General features: G+C 71.0%; 21 protein-coding genes and 1 tRNA gene. 3 read left to right on the top strand and 19 right to left on the bottom strand.

The annotated features are described in order from the left end of the window. Positions 1 to 77: 77 nt before the first annotated feature. Positions 78 to 1,748, top strand: a complete 1,671-nt coding sequence (locus JK359_RS22775) for an alkaline phosphatase D family protein (protein ID WP_201838654.1) — start codon at positions 78 to 80, stop codon at positions 1,746 to 1,748. 64 nt (positions 1,749 to 1,812) lie between these two features. On the opposite strand, the gene JK359_RS22770 is transcribed toward JK359_RS22775, so the two are convergent. Beyond that, complete coding sequence (locus tag JK359_RS22770) at positions 1,813 to 2,382, bottom strand: dienelactone hydrolase family protein (RefSeq protein WP_201838647.1); 570 nt, start codon at positions 2,380 to 2,382, stop codon at positions 1,813 to 1,815. Positions 2,383 to 2,489: 107 nt separating this feature from the next. Between JK359_RS22770 and JK359_RS22765 the strand changes: the two genes are divergently transcribed. Then, complete coding sequence (locus tag JK359_RS22765; protein ID WP_201838638.1) at positions 2,490 to 3,596, top strand: mechanosensitive ion channel family protein; 1,107 nt, start codon at positions 2,490 to 2,492, stop codon at positions 3,594 to 3,596. Between the two features lie 100 nt (positions 3,597 to 3,696). On the opposite strand, the gene JK359_RS22760 is transcribed toward JK359_RS22765, so the two are convergent. The 5 genes from JK359_RS22760 to JK359_RS22740 form a co-directional block, all read right to left on the bottom strand. Next, a complete protein-coding gene (locus JK359_RS22760; RefSeq protein ID WP_201838632.1) occupies positions 3,697 to 5,283 on the bottom strand; it encodes a Na+/H+ antiporter in 1,587 nt (528 codons plus the stop codon). Positions 5,284 to 5,570: 287 nt separating this feature from the next. Further along, positions 5,571 to 6,038, bottom strand: coding sequence for a GNAT family N-acetyltransferase (locus tag JK359_RS22755; RefSeq protein WP_201838625.1), 468 nt, complete (start codon positions 6,036 to 6,038; stop codon positions 5,571 to 5,573). Next, complete coding sequence (locus tag JK359_RS22750; RefSeq protein WP_201838623.1) at positions 6,035 to 6,979, bottom strand: RluA family pseudouridine synthase; 945 nt, start codon at positions 6,977 to 6,979, stop codon at positions 6,035 to 6,037. The genes JK359_RS22755 and JK359_RS22750 overlap by 4 nt, the downstream gene beginning before the upstream one ends. A gap of 111 nt (positions 6,980 to 7,090) precedes the next feature. Beyond that, positions 7,091 to 7,732: a signal peptidase II gene (gene lspA, locus JK359_RS22745; RefSeq protein ID WP_201838621.1), complete on the bottom strand. Its 642-nt coding sequence runs from the start codon at positions 7,730 to 7,732 to the stop codon at positions 7,091 to 7,093. 67 nt (positions 7,733 to 7,799) lie between these two features. After that, on the bottom strand, positions 7,800 to 8,705 hold the full coding sequence (locus JK359_RS22740) for a TraR/DksA C4-type zinc finger protein (RefSeq protein WP_201838619.1): 906 nt from the start codon (positions 8,703 to 8,705) through the stop codon (positions 7,800 to 7,802). A gap of 606 nt (positions 8,706 to 9,311) precedes the next feature. Here JK359_RS22740 and ileS point away from each other — a divergent pair. Continuing rightward, on the top strand, positions 9,312 to 12,455 hold the full coding sequence (ileS, locus tag JK359_RS22735; RefSeq protein ID WP_201838617.1) for an isoleucine--tRNA ligase: 3,144 nt from the start codon (positions 9,312 to 9,314) through the stop codon (positions 12,453 to 12,455). A 73-nt stretch (positions 12,456 to 12,528) separates the two neighbouring features. Here ileS and JK359_RS22730 read toward each other — a convergent pair. From JK359_RS22730 to JK359_RS22670, 13 genes are all read right to left on the bottom strand, one after another. Beyond that, a tRNA-Ala gene (locus tag JK359_RS22730) sits at positions 12,529 to 12,603 on the bottom strand. Between the two features lie 291 nt (positions 12,604 to 12,894). Beyond that, positions 12,895 to 14,013, bottom strand: a complete 1,119-nt coding sequence (locus tag JK359_RS22725; RefSeq protein ID WP_201838609.1) for a DivIVA domain-containing protein — start codon at positions 14,011 to 14,013, stop codon at positions 12,895 to 12,897. A gap of 52 nt (positions 14,014 to 14,065) precedes the next feature. After that, complete coding sequence (locus JK359_RS22720; protein WP_161298001.1) at positions 14,066 to 14,356, bottom strand: YggT family protein; 291 nt, start codon at positions 14,354 to 14,356, stop codon at positions 14,066 to 14,068. Between the two features lie 59 nt (positions 14,357 to 14,415). Next, positions 14,416 to 15,057 carry a cell division protein SepF gene (locus JK359_RS22715; protein ID WP_201838603.1) on the bottom strand — a complete coding sequence of 214 codons (642 nt, stop codon included), beginning with the start codon at positions 15,055 to 15,057 and terminating at the stop codon, positions 14,416 to 14,418. A 128-nt stretch (positions 15,058 to 15,185) separates the two neighbouring features. Next, positions 15,186 to 15,905, bottom strand: a complete 720-nt coding sequence (locus JK359_RS22710) for a YggS family pyridoxal phosphate-dependent enzyme (protein WP_201838601.1) — start codon at positions 15,903 to 15,905, stop codon at positions 15,186 to 15,188. Between the two features lie 6 nt (positions 15,906 to 15,911). Beyond that, entirely contained in the window at positions 15,912 to 16,661 is a 750-nt protein-coding gene (pgeF, locus tag JK359_RS22705; RefSeq protein ID WP_201838592.1) for a peptidoglycan editing factor PgeF, read from the bottom strand. Further along, positions 16,658 to 17,866 carry a cell division protein FtsZ gene (ftsZ, locus tag JK359_RS22700; protein WP_201838584.1) on the bottom strand — a complete coding sequence of 403 codons (1,209 nt, stop codon included), beginning with the start codon at positions 17,864 to 17,866 and terminating at the stop codon, positions 16,658 to 16,660. Before ftsZ ends, pgeF begins: the two co-directional genes overlap by 4 nt. A gap of 279 nt (positions 17,867 to 18,145) precedes the next feature. Next, the gene (locus JK359_RS22695; RefSeq protein ID WP_201838582.1) at positions 18,146 to 18,940 is read right to left on the bottom strand and encodes a cell division protein FtsQ/DivIB; all 795 of its coding nucleotides are present in this window, start codon (positions 18,938 to 18,940) and stop codon (positions 18,146 to 18,148) included. Between the two features lie 26 nt (positions 18,941 to 18,966). Further along, a complete protein-coding gene (murG, locus tag JK359_RS22690) occupies positions 18,967 to 20,055 on the bottom strand; it encodes an undecaprenyldiphospho-muramoylpentapeptide beta-N-acetylglucosaminyltransferase (protein WP_201838580.1) in 1,089 nt (362 codons plus the stop codon). A 6-nt stretch (positions 20,056 to 20,061) separates the two neighbouring features. Next, positions 20,062 to 21,423 (bottom strand): putative lipid II flippase FtsW, encoded by a 1,362-nt coding sequence (ftsW, locus tag JK359_RS22685; protein WP_201838579.1) that lies wholly within the window; start codon positions 21,421 to 21,423, stop codon positions 20,062 to 20,064. A 68-nt stretch (positions 21,424 to 21,491) separates the two neighbouring features. Continuing rightward, on the bottom strand, positions 21,492 to 22,925 hold the full coding sequence (murD, locus tag JK359_RS22680; protein WP_201838577.1) for a UDP-N-acetylmuramoyl-L-alanine--D-glutamate ligase: 1,434 nt from the start codon (positions 22,923 to 22,925) through the stop codon (positions 21,492 to 21,494). After that, positions 22,907 to 23,980: a phospho-N-acetylmuramoyl-pentapeptide-transferase gene (gene mraY / locus JK359_RS22675; protein ID WP_201838575.1), complete on the bottom strand. Its 1,074-nt coding sequence runs from the start codon at positions 23,978 to 23,980 to the stop codon at positions 22,907 to 22,909. The genes murD and mraY overlap by 19 nt, the downstream gene beginning before the upstream one ends. Further along, the gene (locus JK359_RS22670) at positions 23,977 to 25,392 is read right to left on the bottom strand and encodes a UDP-N-acetylmuramoyl-tripeptide--D-alanyl-D-alanine ligase (RefSeq protein ID WP_201838573.1); all 1,416 of its coding nucleotides are present in this window, start codon (positions 25,390 to 25,392) and stop codon (positions 23,977 to 23,979) included. Before JK359_RS22670 ends, mraY begins: the two co-directional genes overlap by 4 nt. Positions 25,393 to 25,395: the final 3 nt, after the last annotated feature.

The raw sequence follows: 25,395 nt of genomic DNA, 5'->3' as shown, positions 1-25,395 counted from the left end.
GCCCGTCCTTGAAGAGCGGGCGAACTTTTTGCGAGTTCGCCCGCTCTGGCGTGTACCGATCAGTAACCTGATCGGTCGTGACCAGTCGATACAGATCAGCCGAGGCCTCTCGCGGCCTCGACTCGCTTTCGCCCCGCCGCCGTTCGGTCGTCAAGGCCGCGGCGGCGACCGCTGTCCTGGCCGGCCCGTTCGCCGCCGCCCTGCCGGCGCGCGCCGCCACGGACGCCCCCGCCTTCCTGCACGGTGTCGCCTCCGGCGACCCGCTGCCCGACGGCATCCTGCTGTGGACCCGCGTGACCCCGGTCCCGGAGGCGATACCCGGCTCCGGGACCGGCCCGGACACCGAGGTGAGCTGGGTCGTCGCCAAGGACAAGAGCTTCGGCACCGTCGTCGCCAAGGGCTCCACCACCGCGACGGCCGCCACCGACCACACCGTCAAGGCGGACATCCGCGGCCTGGAACCGGCCACCGACTACTGGTTCCGCTTCTCGGCCGGCGGCACCGACTCCCCGGTGGCGCGCACCCGCACCGCGCCGGCGGCGAACGCGGACGTACCGGGTCTGCGCTTCGGCGTGGTCTCCTGCGCCAACTGGGAGGCCGGCTACTTCTCCTCCTACCGCCACCTGGCCGCCCGCAACGACCTGGACGCCTGGCTGCACCTCGGCGACTACATCTACGAGTACAAGTCCGGCGAGTACGGGACCCGGGGCAAGGTCGTCCGACCGCACGCCCCGGCGAACGAGATCCTCACGCTCGCCGACTACCGGATCCGGCACGCGAAGTACAAGACCGACCCCGACCTGCAGGCCCTGCACCTGAAGGCGCCGGTCATCGCGATCTGGGACGACCACGAGTTCGCCGACAACGCCTGGTCGGGCGGCGCGGTCAACCACACCGAGGGCGCCGAGGGAACCTGGGCGGCCCGTCAGGCCGCCGCCAAGCAGGCCTACTTCGAGTGGATGCCGGTCCGTCCGGCCGTCGCCGGCACCACCTACCGGCGACTGCGCTTCGGCAAGCTCGCCGATCTGTCGCTGCTGGACCTGCGTTCCTTCCGGTCCCAGCAGGCGTCCACGGCGAGCGGTTCGGTGGACGACCCCGACCGCACGCTCACCGGCCGCGCCCAGCTCGACTGGCTGAAGGCCGGGCTGAAGGCCTCCGACACCAAGTGGCGGCTGGTCGGCAACTCCGTGATGATCTCGCCGTTCGCCGTCGGCTCGCTCTCCGCCGACCTGCTCAAGCCGCTCGCCAAGCTGCTCGGGCTGCCGCAGGAGGGCATCGCCCTCAACACCGACCAGTGGGACGGCTACACCGACGACCGCCGCGAGCTGCTGGGCCACCTGCGCTCCAACGCCATCGGCAACACCGTCTTCCTGACGGGTGACATCCACATGGCGTGGGCCAACGACGTGCCGGTGGACGCGGGCACCTATCCGCTGTCGGCGTCGGCGGCCACCGAGTTCGTGGTGACCTCGGTGACCTCCGACAACCTGGACGACATCGTGAAGGTGCCCGAGGGCACGGTCTCCGCGGTCGCCTCGCCGCTCATCAAGGCCGCCAACCGGCACGTCCACTGGGTGGACACCGACCGGCACGGCTACGGCATCCTGGACATCAACGCCGCCCGGGCGCAGATGGACTACTACACCGTGTCGGACCGCACCGACCCGAACGCCGGCTCCAGCTGGGCGCGTTCGTACCGCACCCGCAGCGGAACGCAGAAGGTCGAGCGGACTTACGACCCCGTGTGACCGGCCCTCTAGGGCTGGACCGGTGTGACCGGCCCCTACGGGCTGGACCCGTTGTGACCGGCCCCTACAGGCTGTCGAGGAAGCCGAGTGCCACCCGCCAGGTGGCCTCGGCGGCCTCGGCGTCGTAGTCCGGCAGCCCGGGGTCGGTGTAGAGGTGGCCGGCCCCGGCGTACCGGTACACCTCCACATCGGCGCCCGCGCGGCCCATCTGGAGATACCACGCGTTCAGCCAGTCGTCCGTCTCGAACGGGTCCGGCTCGGCCACGTGCAGCTGCACGGGCAGCTCGTCCACGTGCACGTTCGGTGCGATGTCCGACGTGCCGTGCAGGAGCAGCAGACCGCGCGTCTTGTCGTCGCCGAGCGCCAGGGTCTGGGCGACGGACGCACCCAGCGAGAACCCGGCGTACACCAGTCCCCGGTCCGAGTACGGCGCCGCCGCCAGCACGGCGCGCTTCAGCAGCTCCTCCTTGCCGGTCTTCTCCTTGAACTCCATGCCGTCCTCGACGGTGTCGAACGTGCGCCCCTCGAAGAGATCCGGCGTCCACACCTCGTGGCCCGCCTCGCGCAGCCGGTCCGCGGCCTCGCTCACCGCGGGCCTGAGTCCGTACGTCGAGTGAAAGAGCATGATGTTCATGAGGCCATGGTGCCAGCCGGGCCGGCCGGAGCCGTACCGCGACCGTACCCAGGCGCGCCCCGAAGTCACATGTTCATGGTCCGCCGAAGCCGGTTAGGTTCGGAGACATGGAGACCGTACTCCGCCCCGTGATCGTGGTCGGCGGTTCCGTGTTCCTGACCGTACTCATCGGCTGGGCCACGGACGTGCTGCTGCGCAAGGCCGATGCGCGCCACAGCGAGACACCGCTGTGGGGCCTGCTGCGACGTGCCCGCGTGCCGTACCAGATGGTGCTGTGCGCGGCCCTGCTCAGAGGCTCGTACGACCAGGCAGAGCTGCTTCAGGAGCACCGGATCGGCATCGGCCGGACCCTGACCCTGGTGCTGATCGGCGCGGCGGCCTGGCTGGTGATCCGTATCGCGGCGGCCGTGGTCGAGACGACGTACAGCCGCTACGCACGCGCCCACCACGACCCCGCCCGGGTCCGGCGGGTGCGCACCCAGGTGACGCTGATCATGCGCGTCGTGTCGGCGATCGTCGGCGTGGTGGCGGTGGCGGCGATGCTGCTGACGTTCCCGGCGATGCGCGCGGCCGGCGCGTCCCTGCTGGCCTCCGCCGGCGTCCTCGGCATCGTGGCCGGCGTCGCGGCCCAGTCGACCCTGTCGAACATGTTCGCCGGGCTGCAGATCGCCTTCGGGGACATGGTCCGGCTCGGCGACACCGTCGTCGTGGACGGGGAGTGGGGCACGGTCGAGGAGATCACCCTGACCTTTCTGACGGTACGGACCTGGGACGAGCGCCGGATCACCATGCCGGTGTCGTACTTCACGTCCAAACCCTTCGAGAACTGGTCCCGCGGCACCCCGCAGATGACCGGGATCGTCTACTGGCACCTCGACCACAGCGCACCCGTCGAGGCGATGCGCGAGAAGCTGCGGGACATCCTGCGGGCCTGCCCGGCCTGGGACGGCCGTGCCTGCACCCTGCAGGTGACGGACACCACACCGAACACCATCCAGGTGCGGGCCCTGGTGACGGCGAAGGACGCGGACGACATCTGGACGGTACGGGTCGCGGTCCGCGAGCAGATGATCACCTGGCTGTCCACGGAGCACCCGTACGCGCTGCCCCGGGTGAACACCGCGGAGTCGGTGCTCCCGCCGCACCAGATCCCCTCTCCGGACGGCGCCTCACTCCGCCGGGCGTACGACTTCCCCCGCACGGGCCGCCACTGACCCTGCCGGGACCGGGCCGAGCGGAGCCGATCCGAGGGGGGCCGCGCCCGCCGGAGGCGGGCCGGATCCGGGTCGGAGGCGGGCCCGGTCCCGTGGGAGGTCACCGCAGGCTGCGCACGTCGAGATGGCGGAGGACCCGGTCCACGATCTCCGGGTCCGCCCCCGCCTCGCTGCGCGCGGCCAGCACCTCGTGCCGCGCCGCGCTCAGCATCTCCCCCTGGATGCGCCGCACTCTCTTCAGCCGCCTGACCCGCTGGTGCTGCGCCTCCCTCCGCTCCTCCTCCCCCATGTCCGGACTGATCCGGATGCCGATCTCGAAGGCCTGCCGCAGCATCTGCTCCGACAGCTCCTCGGGCAGATCCTCCACCTGCTCGATCTCGCGCAGCCTGCGCTTGGCCGCCTTGGCCGCCCGCACCGCCAGCTCCTTCTCGAACTCCTTCTCCCGCTCGGAGTCGGCCCGCACCCCCAGCCGCCTCACCAGCCAGGGCAACGTCATCCCCTGCAGCACCAGTGTGACGATGATCACCCCGAACGCGATGAAGACGATCTCGTCCCGCTTGGGGAACGGCGCCCCGTCGTCCGTCTTGAGCGGCACGGCCAGCGCCAGCGCCACCGAGGCCACCCCGCGCATCCCGGACCACCACATGACCACGGTCTCCCGCCAGCTCACCGGGATCTCCTCGTCGTAGTCCCGGCGGGCGTGCAGCCGCTTGGTCAGCCAGGTGGCCGGGAGCAGCCACAGCAGCCGTACGACGATCACCACGCCCACGACGGCGGCCGCCCAGCCGAGCATCTCGCCCCACCGGCCCTCTGCCGTGCGGATGGCGATGTGCAGCTCCAGGCCGATCAGCCCGAAGGCGACGCCCGTGACGAGGGTGTCGATGATGTCCCAGAAGGCGTGCCCGGCCAGCCGGGTCATCACGTCGTCGGCGTCGGTGGCGTACTCGGCGAGGAAGAGCGCCGTCGTGAGTACGGCCAGCACCCCGGAGCCCTGCAGCTTCTCGGCCAGCACGTACGAGGCGTACGGCACCAGCAGGGTCATGCCGATCTGCAGGGTCGGGTCGCCCAGCAGGTCCATCAGCCGGTTCGCGCCCCAGCCCAGCGCCAGACCGACGGCCAGCGCGACGACGGCGGACAGCACGAGGTCCAGCCCGGCCTTCCAGGGCGAGAAGCTGCCGCTCACGACCGCGGCGACGGCGACGTGGTACAGCACGATGGCCGTGACGTCGTTGAACAGCCCTTCGCCCTCCAGGATCGACACCAGCCGGCGCGGCAGGCCGAGCTGACCGGCGACGCTGGTCGCGGCGACCGGGTCGGGCGGCGCGATCAGCGCGCCCAGGGCGACGGCGGCGCCGATCGGCAGCCCGGGCACGATCGCGTTGGCGACCAGCGCCACGCAGACCATCGTCACGAACACCAGGGCGACGGCCAGCAGGAAGATCGGCCGCACGTTGGCCGCGAACTGGCGCCAGGAGGTCCGGCGGACCGCGGCGTAGAGCAGCGGCGGCAGCAGGGCGGGCAGGATCAGGTCGGGCGGGATGTCCACGTCGGGCACGAAGGCGGCCACCGCCAGGACCCCGCCGAACAGGGTCATCAGCACCGGCGCCGGCAGCCCGAGCCGGTCCCCCACCGGGACGCTCACCAGGGCCCCGAGCAGCAGTACGAACAACAGAGCCAGCTGATCCACGGACGGCGCTCCGGGGGTTGACGATCACACGGCGGATCTCAAGTCTGCCATCGCGACCTGCGGCTTCCCCGCGATCGACGGCCCCCGTCGACGGGACGCCCCGGCCGGCCGGGCGACGCGCCCACCGCGTACCCCGGCCCCGTGCCGGGCCGCATCCCCGCGGACCCCGGCCCCGTGCCGGGCTGGTCCTCCGCCCGCCCCCTCGGCCGTTCGGAGCCGCTCCTCCGCCCGAACCCTGCCGCCCTTTCCGGCCTGCTCCTCCGCCCCCCGGCGACGGTGCCGGGCCGCTACAGGGCGCGGCGCATCGCGCGGTGCGGTATGCCGGCGTCCGGGAACCGGGGGCCGTAGGCCTCGTAGCCGAGGCGTTCGTAGAAGCCGAGGGCGTGGGTCTGCGCGTGCAGGTCCACCGCCGTGAGACCCCGCGCGCGTGCCACGTCCTCGATGGCGCGGACCAGGGCCGCGCCGACCCCGAGTCCGCGTGCCTCCCGGGAGACGGCGAGCCGCCCCAGGGAGCCCACGTCCGGGTCGCCGCCGGTCTTCGCGGCAGCCGCCGCGCCGTGCAGCAGCCGTCCGGTGCCCAGCGGCACACCGTCCTCGCGGATCGCCAGCACATGGACGGCCACGGCGTCGTAGGCGTCGTACTCGATGTCCTCGGCGACGCCCTGCTCGGCCACGAAGACCTCCTTGCGGACCGCGAAGCACGCCTCACGGTCGGCGAGGTCCCCGGCGATGCGGACGGTGTACGGCCCGCTCACCCGTACGTCTCCTCCCGGACCTGGTCGAGGGCCTTCTGCAGGTCCTCGGGGTAGTCGCTGGCGAACTCCACCCAGGTGCCGTCCGCGGGGTGCTCGAAGCCGAGCCGTACGGCGTGCAGCCACTGGCGGGTCAGGCGGAGCCGCTTGGCGAGGGTCGGATCGGCGCCGTAGGTGAGGTCGCCGACGCAGGGGTGGCGGTGGGCGGACATGTGGACGCGGATCTGGTGGGTGCGGCCGGTCTCCAGCTTCACGTCCAGCAGGGAGGCGGCGCGGAAGGCCTCGATGAGGTCGTAGTGGGTCACGGACGGCTTGCCGTCCGCCGTGACCGCCCACTTGTAGTCGTGGTTCGGGTGGCGGCCGATCGGGGCGTCGATCGTGCCGCTCGTCGGGTCCGGGTGGCCCTGGACCAGCGTGTGGTAGCGCTTGTCGACCGTGCGCTCCTTGAACTGGCGCTTGAGCGACGTGTAGGCACGCTCGGACTTGGCGACCGCCATCAGGCCGGAGGTGCCGACGTCCAGGCGGTGCACGATGCCCTGGCGCTCGGCGGCACCCGAGGTGGAGATCCGGTACCCGGCGGCGGCCAGGCCGCCGATCACGGTCGGCCCGGACCAGCCCGGCGACGGGTGCGCGGCCACGCCGACCGGCTTGACGATCACGACCACGTCGTCGTCGTCGTGCACGATCTCCATGCCCTCGACCGGCTCGGCGACCACCTGCACCGGCGCGGGCGCCTGCGGCATCTCGACCTCGAGCCAGGCGCCACCGCGCACCCGCTCGGACTTGCCGACCACCGCACCGTCGACCTGGACCTTGCCGGCCGCGGCCAGCTCCGCCGCCTTCGTGCGGGAGAAGCCGAACATGCGCGAGATGGCGGCGTCGACGCGCTCGCCCTCCAGGCCGTCGGGCACGGGCAGGGTACGGATCTCGGGAATCGTGCTCACCCGACGAGTATGCCGGACCGCTCGGACACACCCGAACGAGCCTGTGGACAACCGCCCCGGCCCCGGTGCCCGTGGACTCCCGCCCTCGGCCGGCGCGGACGCCCCCGGCGCTCAGTCCTTGTGGACCGTCCCGTCCGGGTCCAGGCCGCGGAAGGACAGCAGCACGATCAGGATGCCGCCGCACACGATCGCCGAGTCGGCCAGGTTGAACACCGCGAAACCCTTGGGCGCGATGAAGTCCACGACCTCACCCTCGAAGATCCCCGGCGCCCGGAAGATCCGGTCGGTGAGGTTGCCGAGCGCACCGCCGAGCAGCAGGCCGAGCGCGATCGCCCAGGGCAGGCTGTACAGCTTGCGGGCCAGCCGGATGATCACCACGATCACGGCCGCCGCGATCAGCGTGAAGATGATCGTGAAGGCCGCGCCGAAGCCGAAGGCGGCGCCCGGGTTGCGGATGGCGTGCAGCTCCAGCCAGTCCCCGACGAGCCGGATCGGCGCGTGGCCCTCCAGCCGGGAGACGACGAGCATCTTGCTGATCAGGTCGAGGGCGTACGCGAACGCGGCCATCGCGAAGAGCACGGCGATCCGGCGCCCGCGGCCGGTCCGCTGCCGCGCCGGGGCCTGCTGCTCGCCCGTGCCGGACGCACCGGCCGTGCCGGACGCGGCCGAGCCGGCGGGTGCTCCGGCCACCGCCTGCTCGTCGCTGTCGTCCGGGGTGTCCGGCGTACCGATGATGCGCTCCGCCTCTGCCACGTGAGTCCCTCAACCTAGGTGCCTGACTGAGGACGAGAGTACGGCACGCCCCTGCGGGCCCTCACGCTCAGGAGCGACGTTCCTGCTTCTGCTTGCACTCCACGCACAGGGTGGCCCTCGGGAACGCCTGCATCCGGGCCTTGCCGATCGGGTTGCCGCAGTTCTCGCACAGGCCGTAGGTGCCCGCGTCCAGCCGCTCCAGGGCACGCTCGGTCTGGGTGAGGGTCTCGCGCGCGTTGGCGGCGAGCGCCAGCTCGTGCTCGCGCGTGATGTTCTTGGTGCCGGTGTCCGCCTGGTCGTCGCCGGCGCCGTCCCCGGAGTCCCGCATCAGGCCGACGAGCGACGCCTCGGACGAGCTGATCTCCTCCCGCAGCCGCTCCATCTCGGACTGCAGCTCCGCGCGGGCCTCCTCGACCTCTTCCGGGGTCCAGGGGTCCTCACCCGGGCGCACCGCCAGGTCGCCGGGCTCCGCCGCGGCGACCCGCGCCTTGGGAACGGGGCTCTGGGCCGCCGTGGCCGTGCCAGGAGTCTTCTTCGCAACCACTGTCGTGGCTCCCGTCTGCTTCGCGGCCCGCGCCGCACCCGCCTTCTTGGCCGTGCTCTTCCCGGCCGCGGTCCTCTTGGCCGCCGTCTTCTTGGCCGCCGTCCTCTTCGCAGCCGTCCCCTCGGTCGGTGCCTTCCCGGTGGCCGCCTTCCCCCCGGCCGCCTTCCTGGTGACCGTCTTCCCGCTGTCGGCCTGTTTCGTCGCGGCTTTCTTCGTCGCCGCCTTCTTCGCCACGGCCTTCTTCGCGGGAGCCTCCTCGACCGCCGTCTTCTTCCCGGCCGTCTTCTTCCCGGCCGCGTTCTTCACGGCCGTGTTCTTGACGGCCGTGTTCTTGACGGCCGTGTTCCCCGCAGCCGTCTTCCTGGTGGCAGGCCTCGCGCCGGTTTTCCCGGTCGCCGGCTGCTGTACGGCGGTCTTCTTCGCCACCATGGCCGCGGCCCCTTCACATATTGTGATCTCGCTCGCGAATCGTGCTGGGACGATAAATCGACTTGAGTCCCGCGGCAACGGGGCACACCGCCCGATTCGCCCGCCCGCACCCCCCGAGCCACGGGCCTGCATCCGTTGTGCCCAGCTCCCCGCCGGGTAATCCGGCCGGGCGGGCCCCACGCGGACCCGAACATCCGCACCCTCGCCATTCGGGTCATCCGGCCCGCTCGCCCGGGCCCGGTCCGCGCCGCGCGGAAAACCGGTCCGCCGCTGTCCGCGCGGCGCCGTACACTGGGCGGAGCGAAAAGCGTGGATGGGGACGAGTAGCGGCGTACGCAGCCCAGAGCGACCCGGGGACGGTGTGAGCCCGGGGGCGAGCGCGACGTGAAGATCACCCCGGAGCCGCCGGAGGAAAACCGCAGCCGACAGGCGCAGGTCAGTAGAACCGGCTTCGCGACCCCAATGAGGGGGCTCACCGGCGCGTACGGCGCGGCGGAGGGCCAAGGAGGGTGGTACCGCGGGAGCGCGCCGCACACGGCGTAGACAGGAACGAAGGCTCTCGTCCCTCCGACGGAAGGCAGCAAGTCCGTTGGAGGATGCTCGCAGATGACAGCGCCGACGTACCGCCAGGTGCCCGCACAGGTCGACCTGCCCGCTCTTGAGCACGCCGTGCTCGACTTCTGGCGCGAGCAGAAGATCTTCGCCAAGAGCCTGGAGCAGTCCGAGGGACGCCCGGAGTGGGTGTTCTACGAGGGCCCGCCCACCGCGAACGGCATGCCCGGCGCCCACCACATCGAGGCACGCGTCTTCAAGGACGTCTTCCCCCGCTTCCGCACCATGCGCGGCTACCACGTGGCCCGCAAGGCCGGCTGGGACTGCCACGGCCTGCCCGTCGAGCTGGCCGTCGAGAAGGAGCTGGGCTTCTCCGGCAAGCAGGACATCGAGGCGTACGGCATCGCCGAGTTCAACGCCAGGTGCCGCGAGTCCGTGACCCGCCACACCGACGCGTTCGCCGAGCTGACGACCCGCATGGGCTACTGGGTCGACCTGGACGACGCCTACCGGACCATGGACCCCGAGTACGTGGAGTCGGTCTGGTGGTCGCTGAAGGAGATCTTCGGCAAGGGCCTGCTGGTCCAGGACCACCGTGTCGCCCCCTGGTGCCCGCGCTGCGGCACCGGCCTGTCCGACCACGAGCTGGCACAGGGCTACGAGACGGTCGTCGACCCGTCCGTGTACGTCCGTTTCCCGCTCACCTCGGGTCCGCTCGCCGGCCAGGCCGCGCTCCTGGTGTGGACGACGACCCCCTGGACTCTCGTGTCCAACACGGCCGTCGCCGCGCACCCGGAGGTCACCTACGTCGTCGCGACCGACGGCGAGGAGAAGCTCGTCGTCGCCGAGCCGCTCGTCGCCAAGGCGCTCGGCGAGGGCTGGGAGACCACGGGCCAGACCTTCACCGGCGCCGAGATGGAGCGCTGGACGTATCAACGTCCGTTCGAGCTGGTCGAGTTCCCGGAGCCGGCGCACTACGTGGTGAACGCCGAGTACGTCACGACCGAGGACGGTACGGGTCTGGTCCACCAGTCCCCCGCCTTCGGTGAGGACGACCTCAAGGTCTGCCGCTCCTACGGCCTGCCGGTCGTGAACCCGGTCCGCCCGGACGGCACCTTCGAGGAGGACGTCCCGCTCGTCGGCGGCGTCTTCTTCAAGAAGGCCGACGAGAAGCTGACCGAGGACCTCCAGCAGCGCGGCCTCCTCTTCAAGCACATCCCGTACGAGCACAGCTACCCGCACTGCTGGCGCTGCCACACCGCGCTGCTCTACTACGCGCAGCCCTCCTGGTACATCCGTACGACGGCGATCAAGGACCGCCTGATCCAGGAGAACGAGAAGACCAACTGGTTCCCGGAGACGGTCAAGCACGGCCGCTTCGGCGACTGGCTGAGCAACAACATCGACTGGGCGCTGTCCCGCAACCGCTACTGGGGCACCCCGCTGCCCATCTGGCGCTGCGAGGACGACCACCTCACCTGCGTCGGCTCCCGCGCGGAGCTGTCCGAGCTGACCGGCACCGACCAGTCCGGCCTGGACCCGCACCGGCCGTACATCGACGACGTCACCTTCGCCTGCCGCCACGACGGCTGCGGGCAGACGGCCACGCGCGTGCCGGAGGTCATCGACGCCTGGTACGACTCGGGTTCCATGCCGTTCGCGCAGTGGGGCTACCCGTACAAGAACAAGGAGCTGTTCGAGAGCCGGTACCCGGCGCAGTTCATCTCCGAGGCGATCGACCAGACCCGCGGCTGGTTCTACACGCTGATGGCCGTCGGCACCCTCGTCTTCGACAAGTCGTCGTACGAGAACGTCGTCTGCCTGGGCCACATCCTCGCCGAGGACGGCCGCAAGATGTCCAAGCACCTGGGCAACATCCTGCAGCCGATCCCGCTCATGGACCAGCACGGCGCCGACGCGGTGCGCTGGTTCATGGCAGCCGGCGGCTCCCCCTGGGCGGCCCGCCGGGTCGGCCACGGCACGATCCAGGAGGTCGTCCGCAAGACCCTCCTGACGTACTGGAACACGGTGGCCTTCCAGGCGCTGTACGCCCGTACGTCCGACTGGGCGCCGTCCGCGGCCGACCCGGCGCCGGCCGAGCGCCCGGTCCTGGACCGCTGGCTGCTCTCCGAACTGCACGCGCTGACCGACCAGGTGACCCAGGCGCTGGAGGCGTACGACACCCAGCGCGCCGGCAAGCTGCTGTCCGCGTTCGTGGACGACCTGTCCAACTGGTACGTCCGCCGCTCGCGCCGCCGCTTCTGGCAGGGCGACAAGGCCGCGCTGCGCACGCTGCACGAAGTGCTGGAGACGGTCACCAAGCTGATGGCGCCGATCACCCCGTTCATCACCGAGCGGGTGTGGCAGGACCTGATCGTTCCGGTGACCCCGGGCGCCCCCGAGTCCGTGCACCTGGCCGGCTGGCCGGAGGCGGACCTGTCGGCGATCGACCCCGAGCTGTCGAAGCAGATGGTCCTGGTCCGCCGGCTGGTGGAGCTGGGCCGCGCCACGCGCGCGGAGTCGGGCGTCAAGACCCGCCAGCCGCTGTCCCGTGCGCTGATCGCGGCGACCGGCTTCGACACCCTGCACCGCGAGCTGCACACGCAGATCACCGAGGAGCTGAACGTCGAGGGGCTCGCCTCCCTCAGCGAGGTCGGCGGCAGCCTGGTCGACACGACCGCGAAGGCCAACTTCCGGGCGCTCGGCAAGCGGTTCGGCAAGCGCGTCCAGGACGTGGCGAAGGCCATCGCGGGCGCGGACGCGGCTGCCCTCTCCGTCGCCCTGCGCGAGGGCACGGCGTCCGTGGAGGTCGACGGGGAGACGGTCGTCCTCGCCCCGGACGAGGTGATCATCACGGAGACCCCGCGGGAAGGCTGGTCGGTGGCCTCCGACTCCGGTGCCACGGTCGCGCTGGACCTGGAGATCACGGAGGAGCTGCGGCAGGCGGGCCTCGCCCGGGACGCGATCCGGCTGATCCAGGAGGCCCGCAAGAACAGCGGCCTGGACGTCGCCGACCGGATCGCCCTGCGCTGGACGTCCACGGACCCGGCGGTCGTCGCGGCCCTCACCGAGCACACCGGGCTGATCGCCGACGAGGTCCTCGCGCCCGACTTCGCCCAGGGCGAGGCGGACGGCACGTTCGGCGAGCCCTTCACCGACGAGGGTCTGTCGCTGACGTTCCGCCTGCGCAAGGCGTAGCCACCGGACGCCCCGAAGGCCCGGCCCACGTGGGGCCGGGCCTTCGGCGTCACGGAAGAGCGAGCGGGTGCGCCGGGGCGGGCCGGATTCGAACCGGCGTCCTCCTAGATGCCATCGAGGCGCGACGACCTTCTGCGCTACGCGCCCCGGCGCACGGAGAAGACTACCGGGAACGATCAGTGCGGCCGACCGGATCCCGGCGGCCGAGCCCTCCGGCCCCTGCGCGCCGGCCCCGGCCGCCGCCGCCCGCGCGGTGGAGCGGCCCGTCGATCGGCCTCGCGCCTCCACCGGCGTGCGACGCGTCCCCGAAGAAGTGCGACGCACCCGGCACACGCGTGGCAACCCGCGTAAAAAGGGCGGGCCCCCGGGACCGAAGTCCAAGGGGCCCGCCCTATTCAGACGCTGCCGACGCCGTTGTCGTACTGGTCTCAGTGACCGGTCAGTTGTCGTCCTCGTCGATCAGGAACCCGCGCATCGGCGAGGGCGCCTGTCCCATCGGGGACGGACCCTGCGGACGGACCGGAGCCATGGGCTGGGTCATGGCCGGGGTCATCTGCTGCTGACCGCCGTAGGACGGGGCGGACGGCGCAGGGGAGCCACCCATCGTCTGGTTGCCGCCGTAGGACGGGGCGCTCGCGCCGGCCGGGGCCATGGAAGGCGCCGGGGACGGCGGGAGGGACGCGGCGGCCGGGGTGCGCGGCGGGGCCAGGGAGTCGTCGGCCTGGGTCTCCAGCTGGCGCAGCTGGGACTCGAGGTACGACTTCAGGCGCGTGCGGTACTCGCGCTCGAAGCCGCGCAGGTCCTCGACCTTGCGCTCCAGCGTGGCGCGGGCGGACTCCAGCGAGCCCATGGCGACGCGGTGCTTCTCCTGCGCGTCCCGCTCCAGGGCGTCGGCCTTGGCACGGGCATCACGCTCCAGACCCTCGGCGCGGCTGCGGGCCTCGCCGACGATCTTGTTGGCCTCGGAGCGGGCCTCGGCGATCGCCTGGTCGGCGGTCTGCTGGGCCAGCGAGAGGACACGGGCGGCGCTGTCGCCGCCGGGACCCTGACCGGGGCCGCCCATCGGACCGCCCATGGGGCCGCCCATCGGACCACCCATCTGCTGCTGCATGGGCGGCTGGCCGCCCATCGGGCCCTGACCCATCGGACCCTGGCCCATCGGGCCGGGACCCTGCGGGCCGCCCTGACCGCCGGGGCCGGCGGGCAGCTGCGGGGCACCGCTCGGCAGCTGGGGCGGGCCACCCATGGGGCCGCCCATCTGCTGCTGCGGCGGGCCCGATATGCCGGCGGGCACCGGCGCGCCGGGACCTCGCATGCCCTGCTGCTGAGGATGCTGCTGGTCCTGCTCCGGGGGCTTGCGCATGTTCTGCTGGTTCTGGGCAGCAGCGCGCGTGGCCGCGGCCAGCTTGGCGCGCAGGTCCTCGTTCTCGCGGAGCAGACGGGTCAGTTCGGCTTCGACCTCGTCGAGGAAGGCATCGACCTCGTCCTCGTCATAGCCTTCTCGGAGGCGGACGGTCGTGAACTGCTTGTTCCGCACGTCCTCGGGGGTCAACGGCATCTCTTCACCTCAACGTAGTCATCGGCAGTCGGCAAGACCGGATCGTCCACCCTCATCTCACGAAATTCTGCGCAATGGAGATGAGAATGTAGACGATGATCATCAGTACGAAGAAGGACAGGTCGAGCGCCACGCCCCCGAGACGCAGCGGCGGGATGAACCGCCGCAGAAGCTTCAGCGGTGGATCGGTGACAGTGTAGGTGGCCTCCAGTACGACCACCATCGCCTTGCCGGGTTGCCACGAGCGGGCGAACTGGAAGACGTAGTCCATGACCAGTCGGAAAATGAGCACGACGAGGAACACCATCAGCGCGATGTAGATCACCTGCGCGAACACGCTCATGGCCTGCTGTTCCCTCTCCCCTGTCCATGCTCTTCCGTACTGCGATCAGGTCGTGCGTCTCAGCTCTGGTTGAAGAACCCGCCCTCTGCGATGCGGGCCTTGTCCTCCGCCGTGACATCGACGTTAGCAGGAGACAACAGGAACACCTTCTGCGTCACCCGCTCGATGCTGCCGTGAAGACCAAACACCAAACCGGCCGCAAAGTCGACAAGTCGCTTCGCGTCTGTGTCATCCATCTCAGTCAGATTCATGATCACCGGGGTGCCTTCACGGAAGTGTTCCCCGATGGTACGGGCCTCGTTGTAGGTCCGGGGGTGAAGTGTGGTGATCCGGTACGGCTCTCGTTCCGACACGACCTTGGGCATGATCACCGGTGCGTTCTTCTCCAGGGACTGGCGTTCTTGTGTGATGGATGCCACGGGCGCGATCCGCGCGGGGCGCCCGGATTCCGCGGCGAGCGAAGTCGCACGGGCCACCGGTTCACGGGGCGCGGGCGGCTGCACGATTCGCACCTCTTCGTCCCTTTGGGACTGATGTGCACCGTGCGACTGGTGTGACGGTTCGTGTCGTCGGTGGTCCCGCTCGGGCTCCGGGTCCAACTCGGGCTCGAAGTCGTCGTCGGGGTCGAATCCGCGGCCGTCGTACCCATCGTCCTCCACGAGGCCGAGGTAGACCGCCATCTTGCGCATCGCGCCGGCCATGCTCTGAGTCCTCCGCTCTGTGGTGGATCGACTGACGACTGCCAAGTGCCCGCGATCCACGTGGTCGTTGTGCCCGACTTGGCGAGCACTGACCATATTTTCTGCTGTGGTCCGACTTCCTGGCGACGTTACCCGAGCCTGGGGCGGACTCCGAGTACCGCGGTGCCGACGCGTACATGTGTCGCACCGGCGGCCACGGCCTGTTCGAGGTCCGCACTCATCCCTGCCGACACCATGGTTGCAGCCGGATGGGTCCGGCGCAGGTCAGTCGACAAATCCATGAGGTACCCGAAGGCCGCCCGTTCGCGTCCCGCGTACTCGCCGGTGAGCGGGGCGACGGTCATCAGCCCGTCGAGCCGCAGCCCGGGCGCGCCGGCGACGAGGTCGGCCAACTCTTCGATTCCCCCGGGCGCCACACCGCCGCGGTCGCCGCGGCCGTTCGCGCCCGCGTCGAGGGCGACCTGGACGAGGCAGCCCACCTCGCGCTCCGCCCGCACCGCCTCCTTCGACAGCGCGGTGACGAGCCGGGAACGGTCGACGGACTGCACGACATCGGCATAACCGACCACGGAGCGCACCTTGTTGGTCTGCAGCTGACCGACGAAGTGCCACTTCAGGGGCAGGTCCGCACAGGCGGCGGCCTTCGGGGCCGCGTCCTGGTCGCGGTTCTCGGCGACGTGGCGCACTCCGAGTTCCGACAGCATCCGCACGTCGCTCGCCGGGTAGGTCTTGGTGACCACGATGAGGGTCACCTCTTCCCGCTCGCGCCCGGCCGCCACGCACGCGGCGGTGATGCGCTCCTCCACCCTCGCCAGGTTTGCGGCGAGTTCTGCCTTACGGTCCGTCATGCCCCATCAGTCCAGCCAGACATAGCCTGCGAGGCGCCCCGTGGTGCGGTCGCGGCGGTACGAGAAGTGGTCGGCCGACTCCAGCGTGCACACCGGCGACTGCGCCCGGTCGCGCACCCCGAGCCGGTCGAGCTGCGCGTGCACGCCGGCGCTCACGTCGACCGCCGGCGTGCCCCAGCTCGTTTCGGCGTGCGCCGCCGGCTCGACCGCCGCCACCTCGGCCCGCATCTGCTCCGGCACCTCGTAGCACCGGCCGCACACGGCCGGTCCGGTGCGGACGACGATCCGCTCGGGTACGGCGCCGAGTCCGGTCATGGCCCGCACGGCGGCCGGGACGACTCCCCCGACCATCCCGGGCCGGCCGGCATGGGCCGCGGCCACGACCCCGGCGACGGGGTCGGCCAGCAGCACCGGCACGCAGTCGGCGGTGAGAACGGCCAGGGCCAGTCCGCGCCGGGTGGTGACGATCGCGTCGACCTCCGGGACCGACTGCCCCCGCTCATGAGGGACCCCCGTGCCCCAGGGTCCGTCCACGACGGCGGCCTCGGCTCCGTGCACCTGGTTCATCCAGACGACCAGGCCCGGGTCCAGGCCGAGCGACTTGGCCGCCAGCTCCCGGTTGGCCCGGACCGTCTCGGGCACGTCGCCGACGGCGCCGCCGAGGTTCAGCTCCTCGTACGGAGCGGCGCTCACCCCGCCCCACCGGTCGGTGAAGGCGAAGTGCGCGCCGCTCACGCTCTCGCGCTGTCCTATCACTTGAGGAAGTCCGGAACGTCCAGTTCCTCGGCCGCGCTGTCCGAGTAGGTCCGGGGCGCCGGAGCCACCGGCGGCGTGACCGGGATGTCGGCCACCGGCTCGGGCGCGGCCTCCGGCTCCTCCTTGGGCGTGACGCTGCCCAGCGAGCCGAAGGACGGACGGCTGGGCTCGCTCGGCCGGGCCGGGGCGGGCTCCTCGCGGCGTGCGGGAGCCGAGCCGGAGGCCGAGCCGAGGACGTTGTCCCGGCGGGCCGGCGGCTGGCCGCCGTCGAAGCCGGCCGCGATCACGGTGACGCGGACCTCGTCGCCGAGGGCGTCGTCGATGACCGCGCCGAAGATGATGTTGGCCTCCGGGTGAGCGGCCTCGCTGACCAGCTGGGCGGCCTCGTTGATCTCGAACAGGCCGAGGTCGGAGCCGCCGGAGATGGAGAGCAGCACGCCCCGGGCGCCGTCGATGGACGCCTCCAGCAGCGGCGAGGAGATCGCCATCTCGGCCGCGGCCACCGCGCGGTCGTCGCCGCGGGCCGAGCCGATGCCCATGAGGGCCGAACCGGCCTCGGACATGACCGACTTGACGTCGGCGAAGTCCAGGTTGATCAGGCCGGGGGTGGTGATGAGGTCGGTGATGCCCTGGACACCGGAGAGCAGGACCTGGTCGGCGGACTTGAAGGCGTCCAGGACCGAGACCTGGCGGTCCGAGATGGACAGCAGCCGGTCGTTGGGGATCACGATGAGGGTGTCGACCTCTTCGCGCAGTTCGGCGATGCCGTCCTCGGCCTGGTTCGCGCGGCGCCGTCCCTCGAAGGTGAACGGGCGCGTGACCACGCCGATGGTCAGGGCGCCGAGCGAGCGCGCGATGTTGGCCACGACGGGTGCGCCGCCGGTGCCGGTGCCGCCGCCTTCACCGGCCGTCACGAAGACCATGTCGGCCCCCTTGAGGACCTCCTCGATCTCCTCGCGGTGGTCCTCGGCGGCCTTGCGGCCGACGGCCGGGTTGGCTCCGGCGCCGAGTCCGCGGGTGAGTTCACGGCCGACGTCGAGCTTCACGTCGGCGTCGCTCATCAACAGCGCCTGTGCGTCCGTGTTGATGGCGATGAACTCGACGCCCTTGAGACCGACCTCGATCATCCGGTTGATGGCATTGACACCACCGCCGCCGACACCGATGACCTTGATGACTGCGAGGTAGTTCTGCGGTGCTGCCACGTCGAAGGCCTCTCGCCTCGAATTACGTTGTCGCCGCCGTGCGGTGCCCCGCACCGGGACGACAGATGCCGAATGGGACGGTCCGTAGCGCCGACCCGAACCCTAACCCTGAAGTTTAGGGTTACCAGTGTGTCTGTTCCCTGGAGTCTTCTGAACAGGACACTAAGTCGACAAGTGGCGCCCGTTCAACGAACACGCCGAACCTCCCGTTTTTCTTTTCACCCTATGTGATCAGCCGTAGCAGTGCCCAACCAGGGTGCTGGCCTGCGCTGATGTGCGTCAACTCCCCGATGACGCAGGGGCGGTGGGCACACTGACATCGAAGTGCCGCGCACGGGGAGCTGCTTTCATGAGAGCCGTGAGGGCTCGTGCCTTGGCGCCGCCGTTCTCGCCGCTTCCCCATGCCACCGTGCGCCCGTCGCCCAACTGCACCGAGATGGCGTCGTAGGAGCGCACTTGGACGGTCCGGGCGGACTGGGCCACGGCGGCGGGCAGGTCACCGGCCACCCGGACGGCCTCGCGCACCAGCCGGCCGGTGCCGAAGCGCCGGAAGCTGGCCGCACCCGGACCCTTGCGGGAAGCGGACAATTCCAGCAGGGGAACGCCTTTCGGCGCCTGCGAAACCGTGGCGAACCGGACACCTTCGTCATCGACTTCGGTGAACTTCCGGGCCTTTTGGACCAGCAGAACCGGAGTGCGCTCGACCACTTTCAGGCCGATTCCCTGAGGCCAGGAACGAACCACGTCTACCGTGTCAATTCGGGGCAATTTCCGGCGAAGACGGGCCTCGATGGCATCCGTGTCGACGGAAATCATGGGTGCCCCGACGGGCACGGCCGCCGCCTTGCGGACCTCCGCCGGCGTCAGCACGAGCACGCCGGACACCGAGACGTGCCGGACGCGCAGCCACTGCGAGCCGTACAACACCCAGGTCCCGCCGCCCCCCAGGAGCGAGACGACGACGGCCAGGACGATGATCGTACGAAGGCGCGGCTTTCTGAGTCCGCGGACGAGCGGCGGGCCGGACGACTCCTGCTGGCGTTCACCGCGCTCGGCGGTCGTCGGTCCGGCCACGCTCACTGCCCTTTCGTCATACGGTCCTATCGGCGCGAGGCGATCGCCTCGTACACCATGCCGACGAGCAGGTCGTCGGCGTCCCGGCGGCCGAACTCGCTTGCCGCGCGGGACATCTCGTACAGCCGGTGCGGGTCGGCGAGCACGGGCAGCACGTTCTGCTGCACCCACTCGGGGGTCAGCTCCGCGTCGTCGACGAGGAGTCCGCCGCCGGCCTTCACCACCGGCTGGGCGTTCAGCCGCTGTTCGCCGTTGCCGATGGGCAGCGGGACGTAGGCGGCCGGGAGCCCGACGGCGGAGAGTTCGGCGACGGTCATCGCGCCCGCGCGGCAGAGCATCATGTCGGCCGCCGCGTACGCGAGGTCCATCCGGTCCAGGTAACTTACCGGGATGTAGGGCGGCATTCCCGGCATCTGGTGCACCTGCGGCAGTTCGTTCTTCGGGCCGACCGCGTGCAGGATCTGGATGCCGGCCTGCTGGAGCCACGGGGCGACCTGCTGGACCACCTCGTTCAGCCGGCGGGCGCCCTGCGAGCCGCCGGAGACGAGCAGCGTGGGCAGGTTCGGGTCGAGACCGAAGCGGTGCCGGGCCTCCGGGCGGGCCGCGGCGCGGTCCAGGGTCGCGATGGAGCGGCGCAGCGGGATGCCGATGTAGCGGGCGTCACGCAGCTTGCTGTCCGGGGTGGAGACGGCGACCCGGGCCGCGTACCGCGAGCCGATCTTGTTGGCCAGGCCCGGGCGGGCGTTGGCCTCGTGGATCACGATGGGCACACCGAGGCGCTTGGCGGCCAGGTAGCCGGGCAGGGCGACGTAGCCGCCGAAGCCGACCACGCAGTCCGCCTTGGTGCGCTCCAGGATCTGCTCGGCGGCCTTGATCGTGCCGCGCAGCCGGCCCGGGACGGTGATCAGCTCGGGTGTGGGCTTGCGGGGCAGCGGCACCGCCGGGATCAGCGCCAGCTCGTAGCCGCGCTCCGGGACGAGCCGCGTCTCCAGGCCGCGTTCCGTGCCCAGGGCCGTGATCCCCACGGTCGGGTCCTGCCTGCGCAGGGCGTCCGCGAGGGCGAGCGCGGGCTCGATGTGGCCGGCGGTCCCCCCGCCGGCGAGTACGACATGCACCGAAATTCACCGCTCTCCGGACGTACGCGCCGCCGAGGCACGCCGTCGCATCGTGTTCCATCTCCGAGGCCCCCGCTCGGCACCGGAGCCTCCCGCCCGCTTTTTACCAAAGCGAGGTTGCCGCATGGCAAGCGCTGCCCGCGCAGCGGGCTCGTCGCGCGCGAAGGCGATCAGCAGCCCGATGGCGAACATGGTCGGCAGCAGGGCGGACCCTCCGTAGGAGAACAGCGGGAGGGGGACGCCGGCGATCGGCAGCAGGCCGAGCACCGCACCGATGTTGATCACCGCCTGGGCGGTGATCCAGGTGGTCACGCCTCCCGCGGCATACCTCACGAAGGGGTCCTCCGTGCGTCCGGCCACGCGGATACCCGCATAGCCTAGAGCCGCGAACAGGGCGAGCACCGACAGCGTCCCCGCCAGGCCCAGTTCCTCACCGGTGACGGCGAAGATGAAGTCGGTGTGGGCCTCCGGGAGTTGGCCCCATTTTTCCACACTCGCGCCGAGCCCGGAGCCGAAGAGTCCGCCGGAGGCGAGGGCGTAGATGCCGTGCACGGCCTGCCAGCAGTCGGCGACCCCGGTCTTGGGCTCGGTGGCGCCGATGCAGGCGAGCCGGGCCATCCGGTTGGGGCTGGTCTTGATCAGGACCACACCGATCAGGGCGGCGATGGAGAACACGCCCGCGAACAGCCGGGTCGGCGCCCCCGCGAGCCACAGCAGGCCGAACAGGATCGCCGTGAGAATGATCGCAGTGCCCATGTCGCCGCCGAGCATGATCAGCCCGAGCAGCATGAAGGCGACCGGGACCAGCGGCACCAGCATGTGCTTCCACTGGGTCAGCAGCTTCTTCTCCTGCTTGCGTGCGATCAGGTCCGCGCCCCACAGCACCAGCGCGAGCTTGCCGAACTCACTGGGCTGGATCTGGAAGGAGCCGCCGAGGGAGATCCAGTTCTGGTTGCCGTTGACCGCCATCCCTATCCCGGGCACCTGGACCAGGGCCATGAGGAAGACGGCGCCGGCCAGGATCGGGTACGCCAGCGCCCGGTGCAGCTTCACCGGCATGCGGGAGGCCACGAACAGCAGTGCACCGCCGATGAGCGCGGCCAGGGCCTGCTTGCGGAAGAAGTAGGACCCGGGCAGCGAGAGCTGCAGCGCGGTGATCTGGGAGGCCGAGTAGACCATCACCAGGCCCAGCACGGTGATCAGGACGCTGCCGCCGAGGATCAGGTAGTAGGCGGTCAGCGGCCGGTCCCAGGCCTTGCGCGCACGCGCGTAGAGCCGCTGGACGGGGTTCTCGCGCGGCGGACGGGAGAGGGCGGGACGGCGGGACGCCCGCTGCACGGGCGGCCGGCCGGTACGGCTACTGGGCATCGGCGCCTCCGGTGAACGTCGACCGTCCCACGCGTCCCTCCCAAGATCCGCCCGGCAGGCGGCCGGGGTCAGGCTCCGAGTTCGCGGACCGCCGCCGCGAACGCGTCACCGCGCTGGTTGTAGTTGGTGAACATGTCCATGGAGGCGCAGGCCGGGGCCAGCAGCACCGTGTCACCGGGCTGAGCGAGCCGCTTCGCTTCCGTCACCGCCTGGAGCATCGCCCCAGTGTCGGTCCGGCCGAGGTCGACCACGGGTACTTCCGGGGCGTGTCGCGTGAGGGCCTCACGGATCAGGGCGCGATCGGCGCCGATCAGGACCACACCGCGCAGCCGCTTCGCCGAACTTGCGACCAGCTCGTCGAAGGACGCGCCCTTCGCCAGACCGCCCGCGATCCATACGATCGGTTCATATGCCGCCAATGAGGCTTGTGCGGCATGGGTGTTGGTCGCCTTGGAGTCGTCCACGTACGCGACGCCGTCGATGTCGGCGACGTGCGCGATGCGGTGGGCGTCCGGACGGAAGGCCCGCAGGCCGTCCCGTACGGCACCGGCGGGCACCCCGAAGGCGCGCGCGAGCGCCGCGGCGGCGAGGGCGTTGGCGATGTTGTGCGGGGCCGGCGGGTCGACGTCGGAGACCTCGGCCAGCTCCTGCGCGTTCTTCTGCCGGTTCTCGACGAAGGCACGGTCGACCAGGATGCCGTCCACCACGCCGAGTTGGGAGGGTCCGGGTGTGCCCAGCGTGAACCCGACGGCCCGGCAGCCCTCCTCGACGTCGGCCTCGCGCACGAGGTCCTCGGTGGCCTGGTCCGCGACGTTGTAGACGCAGGCGACCCGGTTGCCCTCGTAGATCCGGCCCTTGTCGCGGGCGTACGCCTCCATGGAGCCGTGCCAGTCGAGGTGGTCGGGGGCCAGGTTGAGCACGGCCGCCGAGTGGGCGCGCAGGGAGGGCGCCCAGTGGAGCTGGTAACTGGACAGTTCCACGGCGAGCACGTCGTACTGCTCCTCGCCGAGGACCACGTCCAGCAGGGAGACGCCGATGTTGCCGACGGCGGCCGTGCGCAGGCCCGCCGCCCGCAGGATGGAGGCGAGCATCTGGACGGTCGTGGTCTTGCCGTTGGTGCCCGTCACGGCCAGCCAGGGGGCCGCGCCGGGGCCCCGCAGCCGCCAGGCCAGCTCCACGTCGCCCCAGACCGGCACACCGGCCTTGTCGGCGGCGAGGAACAGGGGCTTGTCGGGCTTCCAGCCGGGCGCGGTGACGATCAGCTCGGTGCCCTCCGGCAGGGTCGCCCCGTCGCCCAGGCGCACGGTGATGCCGAGCGCCTCCAGCTCCGCGGCCTGCTCACGCGCGCGTGCGTCGTCGCCGTCGTTGACGACCGTGACGATCGCCCCGCGCGCGTGCAGCACTTTCGCCGCCGGGACGCCGGAGACGCCGAGCCCGGCGACGGTGACGTGCTTGCCCTGGAATTCAGAAGGCACCAAGGAGGTCACTTGTCCGCTGCCCATCCTGCGTAGAAGAGTCCCAGTCCGACGATCACACAGATGCCCTGGATGATCCAGAAGCGGACCACGACCAGGACCTCGGACCAGCCCTTGAGTTCGAAGTGGTGCTGGAGCGGTGCCATCCGGAAGACCCGCTTGCCGGTGAGCCGGAAGGAGCCGACCTGGATGACGACCGACATGGTGATGAGGACGAACAGGCCGCCCATGATGGCCACCAGCAGCTCCGTGCGGGAGAGGATGGCCAGACCCGTGAGGACACCGCCGAGCGCCAGGGAACCGGTGTCACCCATGAAGATCTTCGCCGGCGAGGTGTTCCACCACAGGAAGCCGAGGCAGGCGCCCATCAGTGCGGAGGCGACCACGGCGAGGTCCAGCGGGTCGCGCACCTCGTAGCAGGCGCCCGGGTTGGTGAGGGTCTGCGCGTTGGCGCAGGACTCCTGGAACTGCCAGACGCCGATGAAGGTGTAGGCGCCGAAGACGAGGACCGAGGCGCCGGTGGCGAGGCCGTCCAGACCGTCGGTCAGGTTCACGCCGTTGGACATGGCGAGGATCATGAACAGCGCCCAGACGACGAACAGCACCGGGCCGATCGACCAGCCGAAGTCCGTGATGAACGACAGCTTCGTGGACGCCGGGGTGTTGCCGCGCGCGTCGGAGAACTGCAGCGACAGCACCGCGAAGGCGATGCCGACGATCAGCTGGCCGGCCATCTTGGCCTTGGCCCGCAGACCCAGCGAACGCCGCTTGACGATCTTGATGTAGTCGTCGAGGAAGCCGACCAGGCCCATGCCGAACATCAGGCCGAGGACCAGCAGGCCCGAGTAGGTCGGCGTCTGGCCGGTGATCACCTTGGACAGGAAGTACGCGGCGATCGTCGCCAGGATGAAGGCGATACCGCCCATGGTCGGCGTACCGCGCTTGCTGGCGTGCTCGCGCGGGCCGTCGTCCCGGATGTACTGGCCGTAGCCCTTGCGGGCGAGAAGCTTGATCAGCAGCGGGGTGCCGATCAGCGTCAGGAAGAGACCGATGACGCCCGAGAACAGGATCTGCTTCATCATCGGGCATCAACCCCACGCCCGGCACCGGCCTCGACGAGCGCCTGGGCAACGCTCTCGAGCCCCACCGAACGGGACGCCTTCACGAGTACGACGTCCCCCGGGCGCAACTCGCTGCGCAACAGGTCGATCGCCGCCTGTGCGTCGGACACGTGCACCGACTCCTCACCCCACGAACCCTCGTTATATGCGCCCAGTTGCAGCCAGGAGGCCTCAATCCCCCCGACGGCGACGAGCTTGCTGACGTTGAGCCGGACGGCGAGCCGTCCGACGGCGTCGTGCTCGGCGAGCGCCTCGTCCCCCAGCTCGGCCATCTTGCCGAGCACCGCCCACGTGCGGCGCCCCTTGCCCATGGCCGCGAGCGCCCGGAGGGCGGCCCGCATGGACTCGGGGTTGGCGTTGTAGGCGTCGTTGACGATGGTCACGCCGTCCGGGCGCTCGGTGACCTCCATGCGCCAGCGGGAGAGGGAGCCCGCCTCGGAGAGCGCGAGGGCGATCTCTTCCGCGGACATGCCCAGCTCATGGGCGACGGCGGCCGCGGCGAGCGCGTTCGACACGTGGTGCTCACCGTACAGGCGCATGGTCACATCGCTTGCACCGGAGGGTGTGTGAAGCCTGAAGGCGGGCTGTCCGCTGTCCGTGAGTCGCACGTTCTCGGCGCGTACGTCCGCTTCGGCCGACTCTCCGAAAAGGACCACCTTCGCCTTGGTACGGGAGGCCATGGCCCGGACCAGCGGGTCGTCGGCGTTGAGGATCGCGGCGCCGCCCTCGTCCGCGGCCGGCAGGGCCTCGACGAGTTCGCCCTTGGCCTGGGCGATCTGCTCGCGCCCGCCGAACTCGCCGATGTGGGCGGTGCCGACGTTGAGGACGAGGCCGATCCGCGGCGGGGTCAGCTCGGTGAGGTAGCGGATGTGGCCGATGCCGCGGGCGCCCATCTCCAGCACGAGGAAACGCGTCTCCTCCGTGGCGGACAGGGCGGTCAGCGGCAGCCCGATCTCGTTGTTGAGCGAGCCGGGCGTGAACACGGTCGGCGCCTTGCGCCGGAGCACCTGGGCGATGAGGTCCTTGGTACTGGTCTTGCCGGCCGAGCCGGTCAGGGCGACGAGGGTCGCTCCGAGCCGGCGTACGACGTGCCGGGCGAGGGCGCCGAGGGCGGTCTGTACGTCGTCCACCACGATCGCGGGGACGCCGACCGGGCGGGACGCCAGCACGGCGACCGCGCCGGCCTCGACGACCTGCGGTGCGTAGTCGTGGCCGTCCACGCGCTCGCCGACGAAGGCGGCGAACAGGCTGCCGGGCTCCACCTCACGGGAGTCCCGGACCACCGGGCCCGTCACCTGCGCGGACGGATCCGGTATGTCGTGCGTCTGCCCGCCGACGACTGCTGCGATCTCGGCGAGGGAGAGGGCGATCACAAG

The sequence above is a fragment of the Streptomyces actinomycinicus genome, assembly GCF_016741775.1.
Lineage (GTDB): Bacteria > Actinomycetota > Actinomycetes > Streptomycetales > Streptomycetaceae > Streptomyces > Streptomyces actinomycinicus.
Note: the sequence above shows the minus strand (reverse complement) of the source record. Positions and strands in the feature narration are given on the sequence as shown.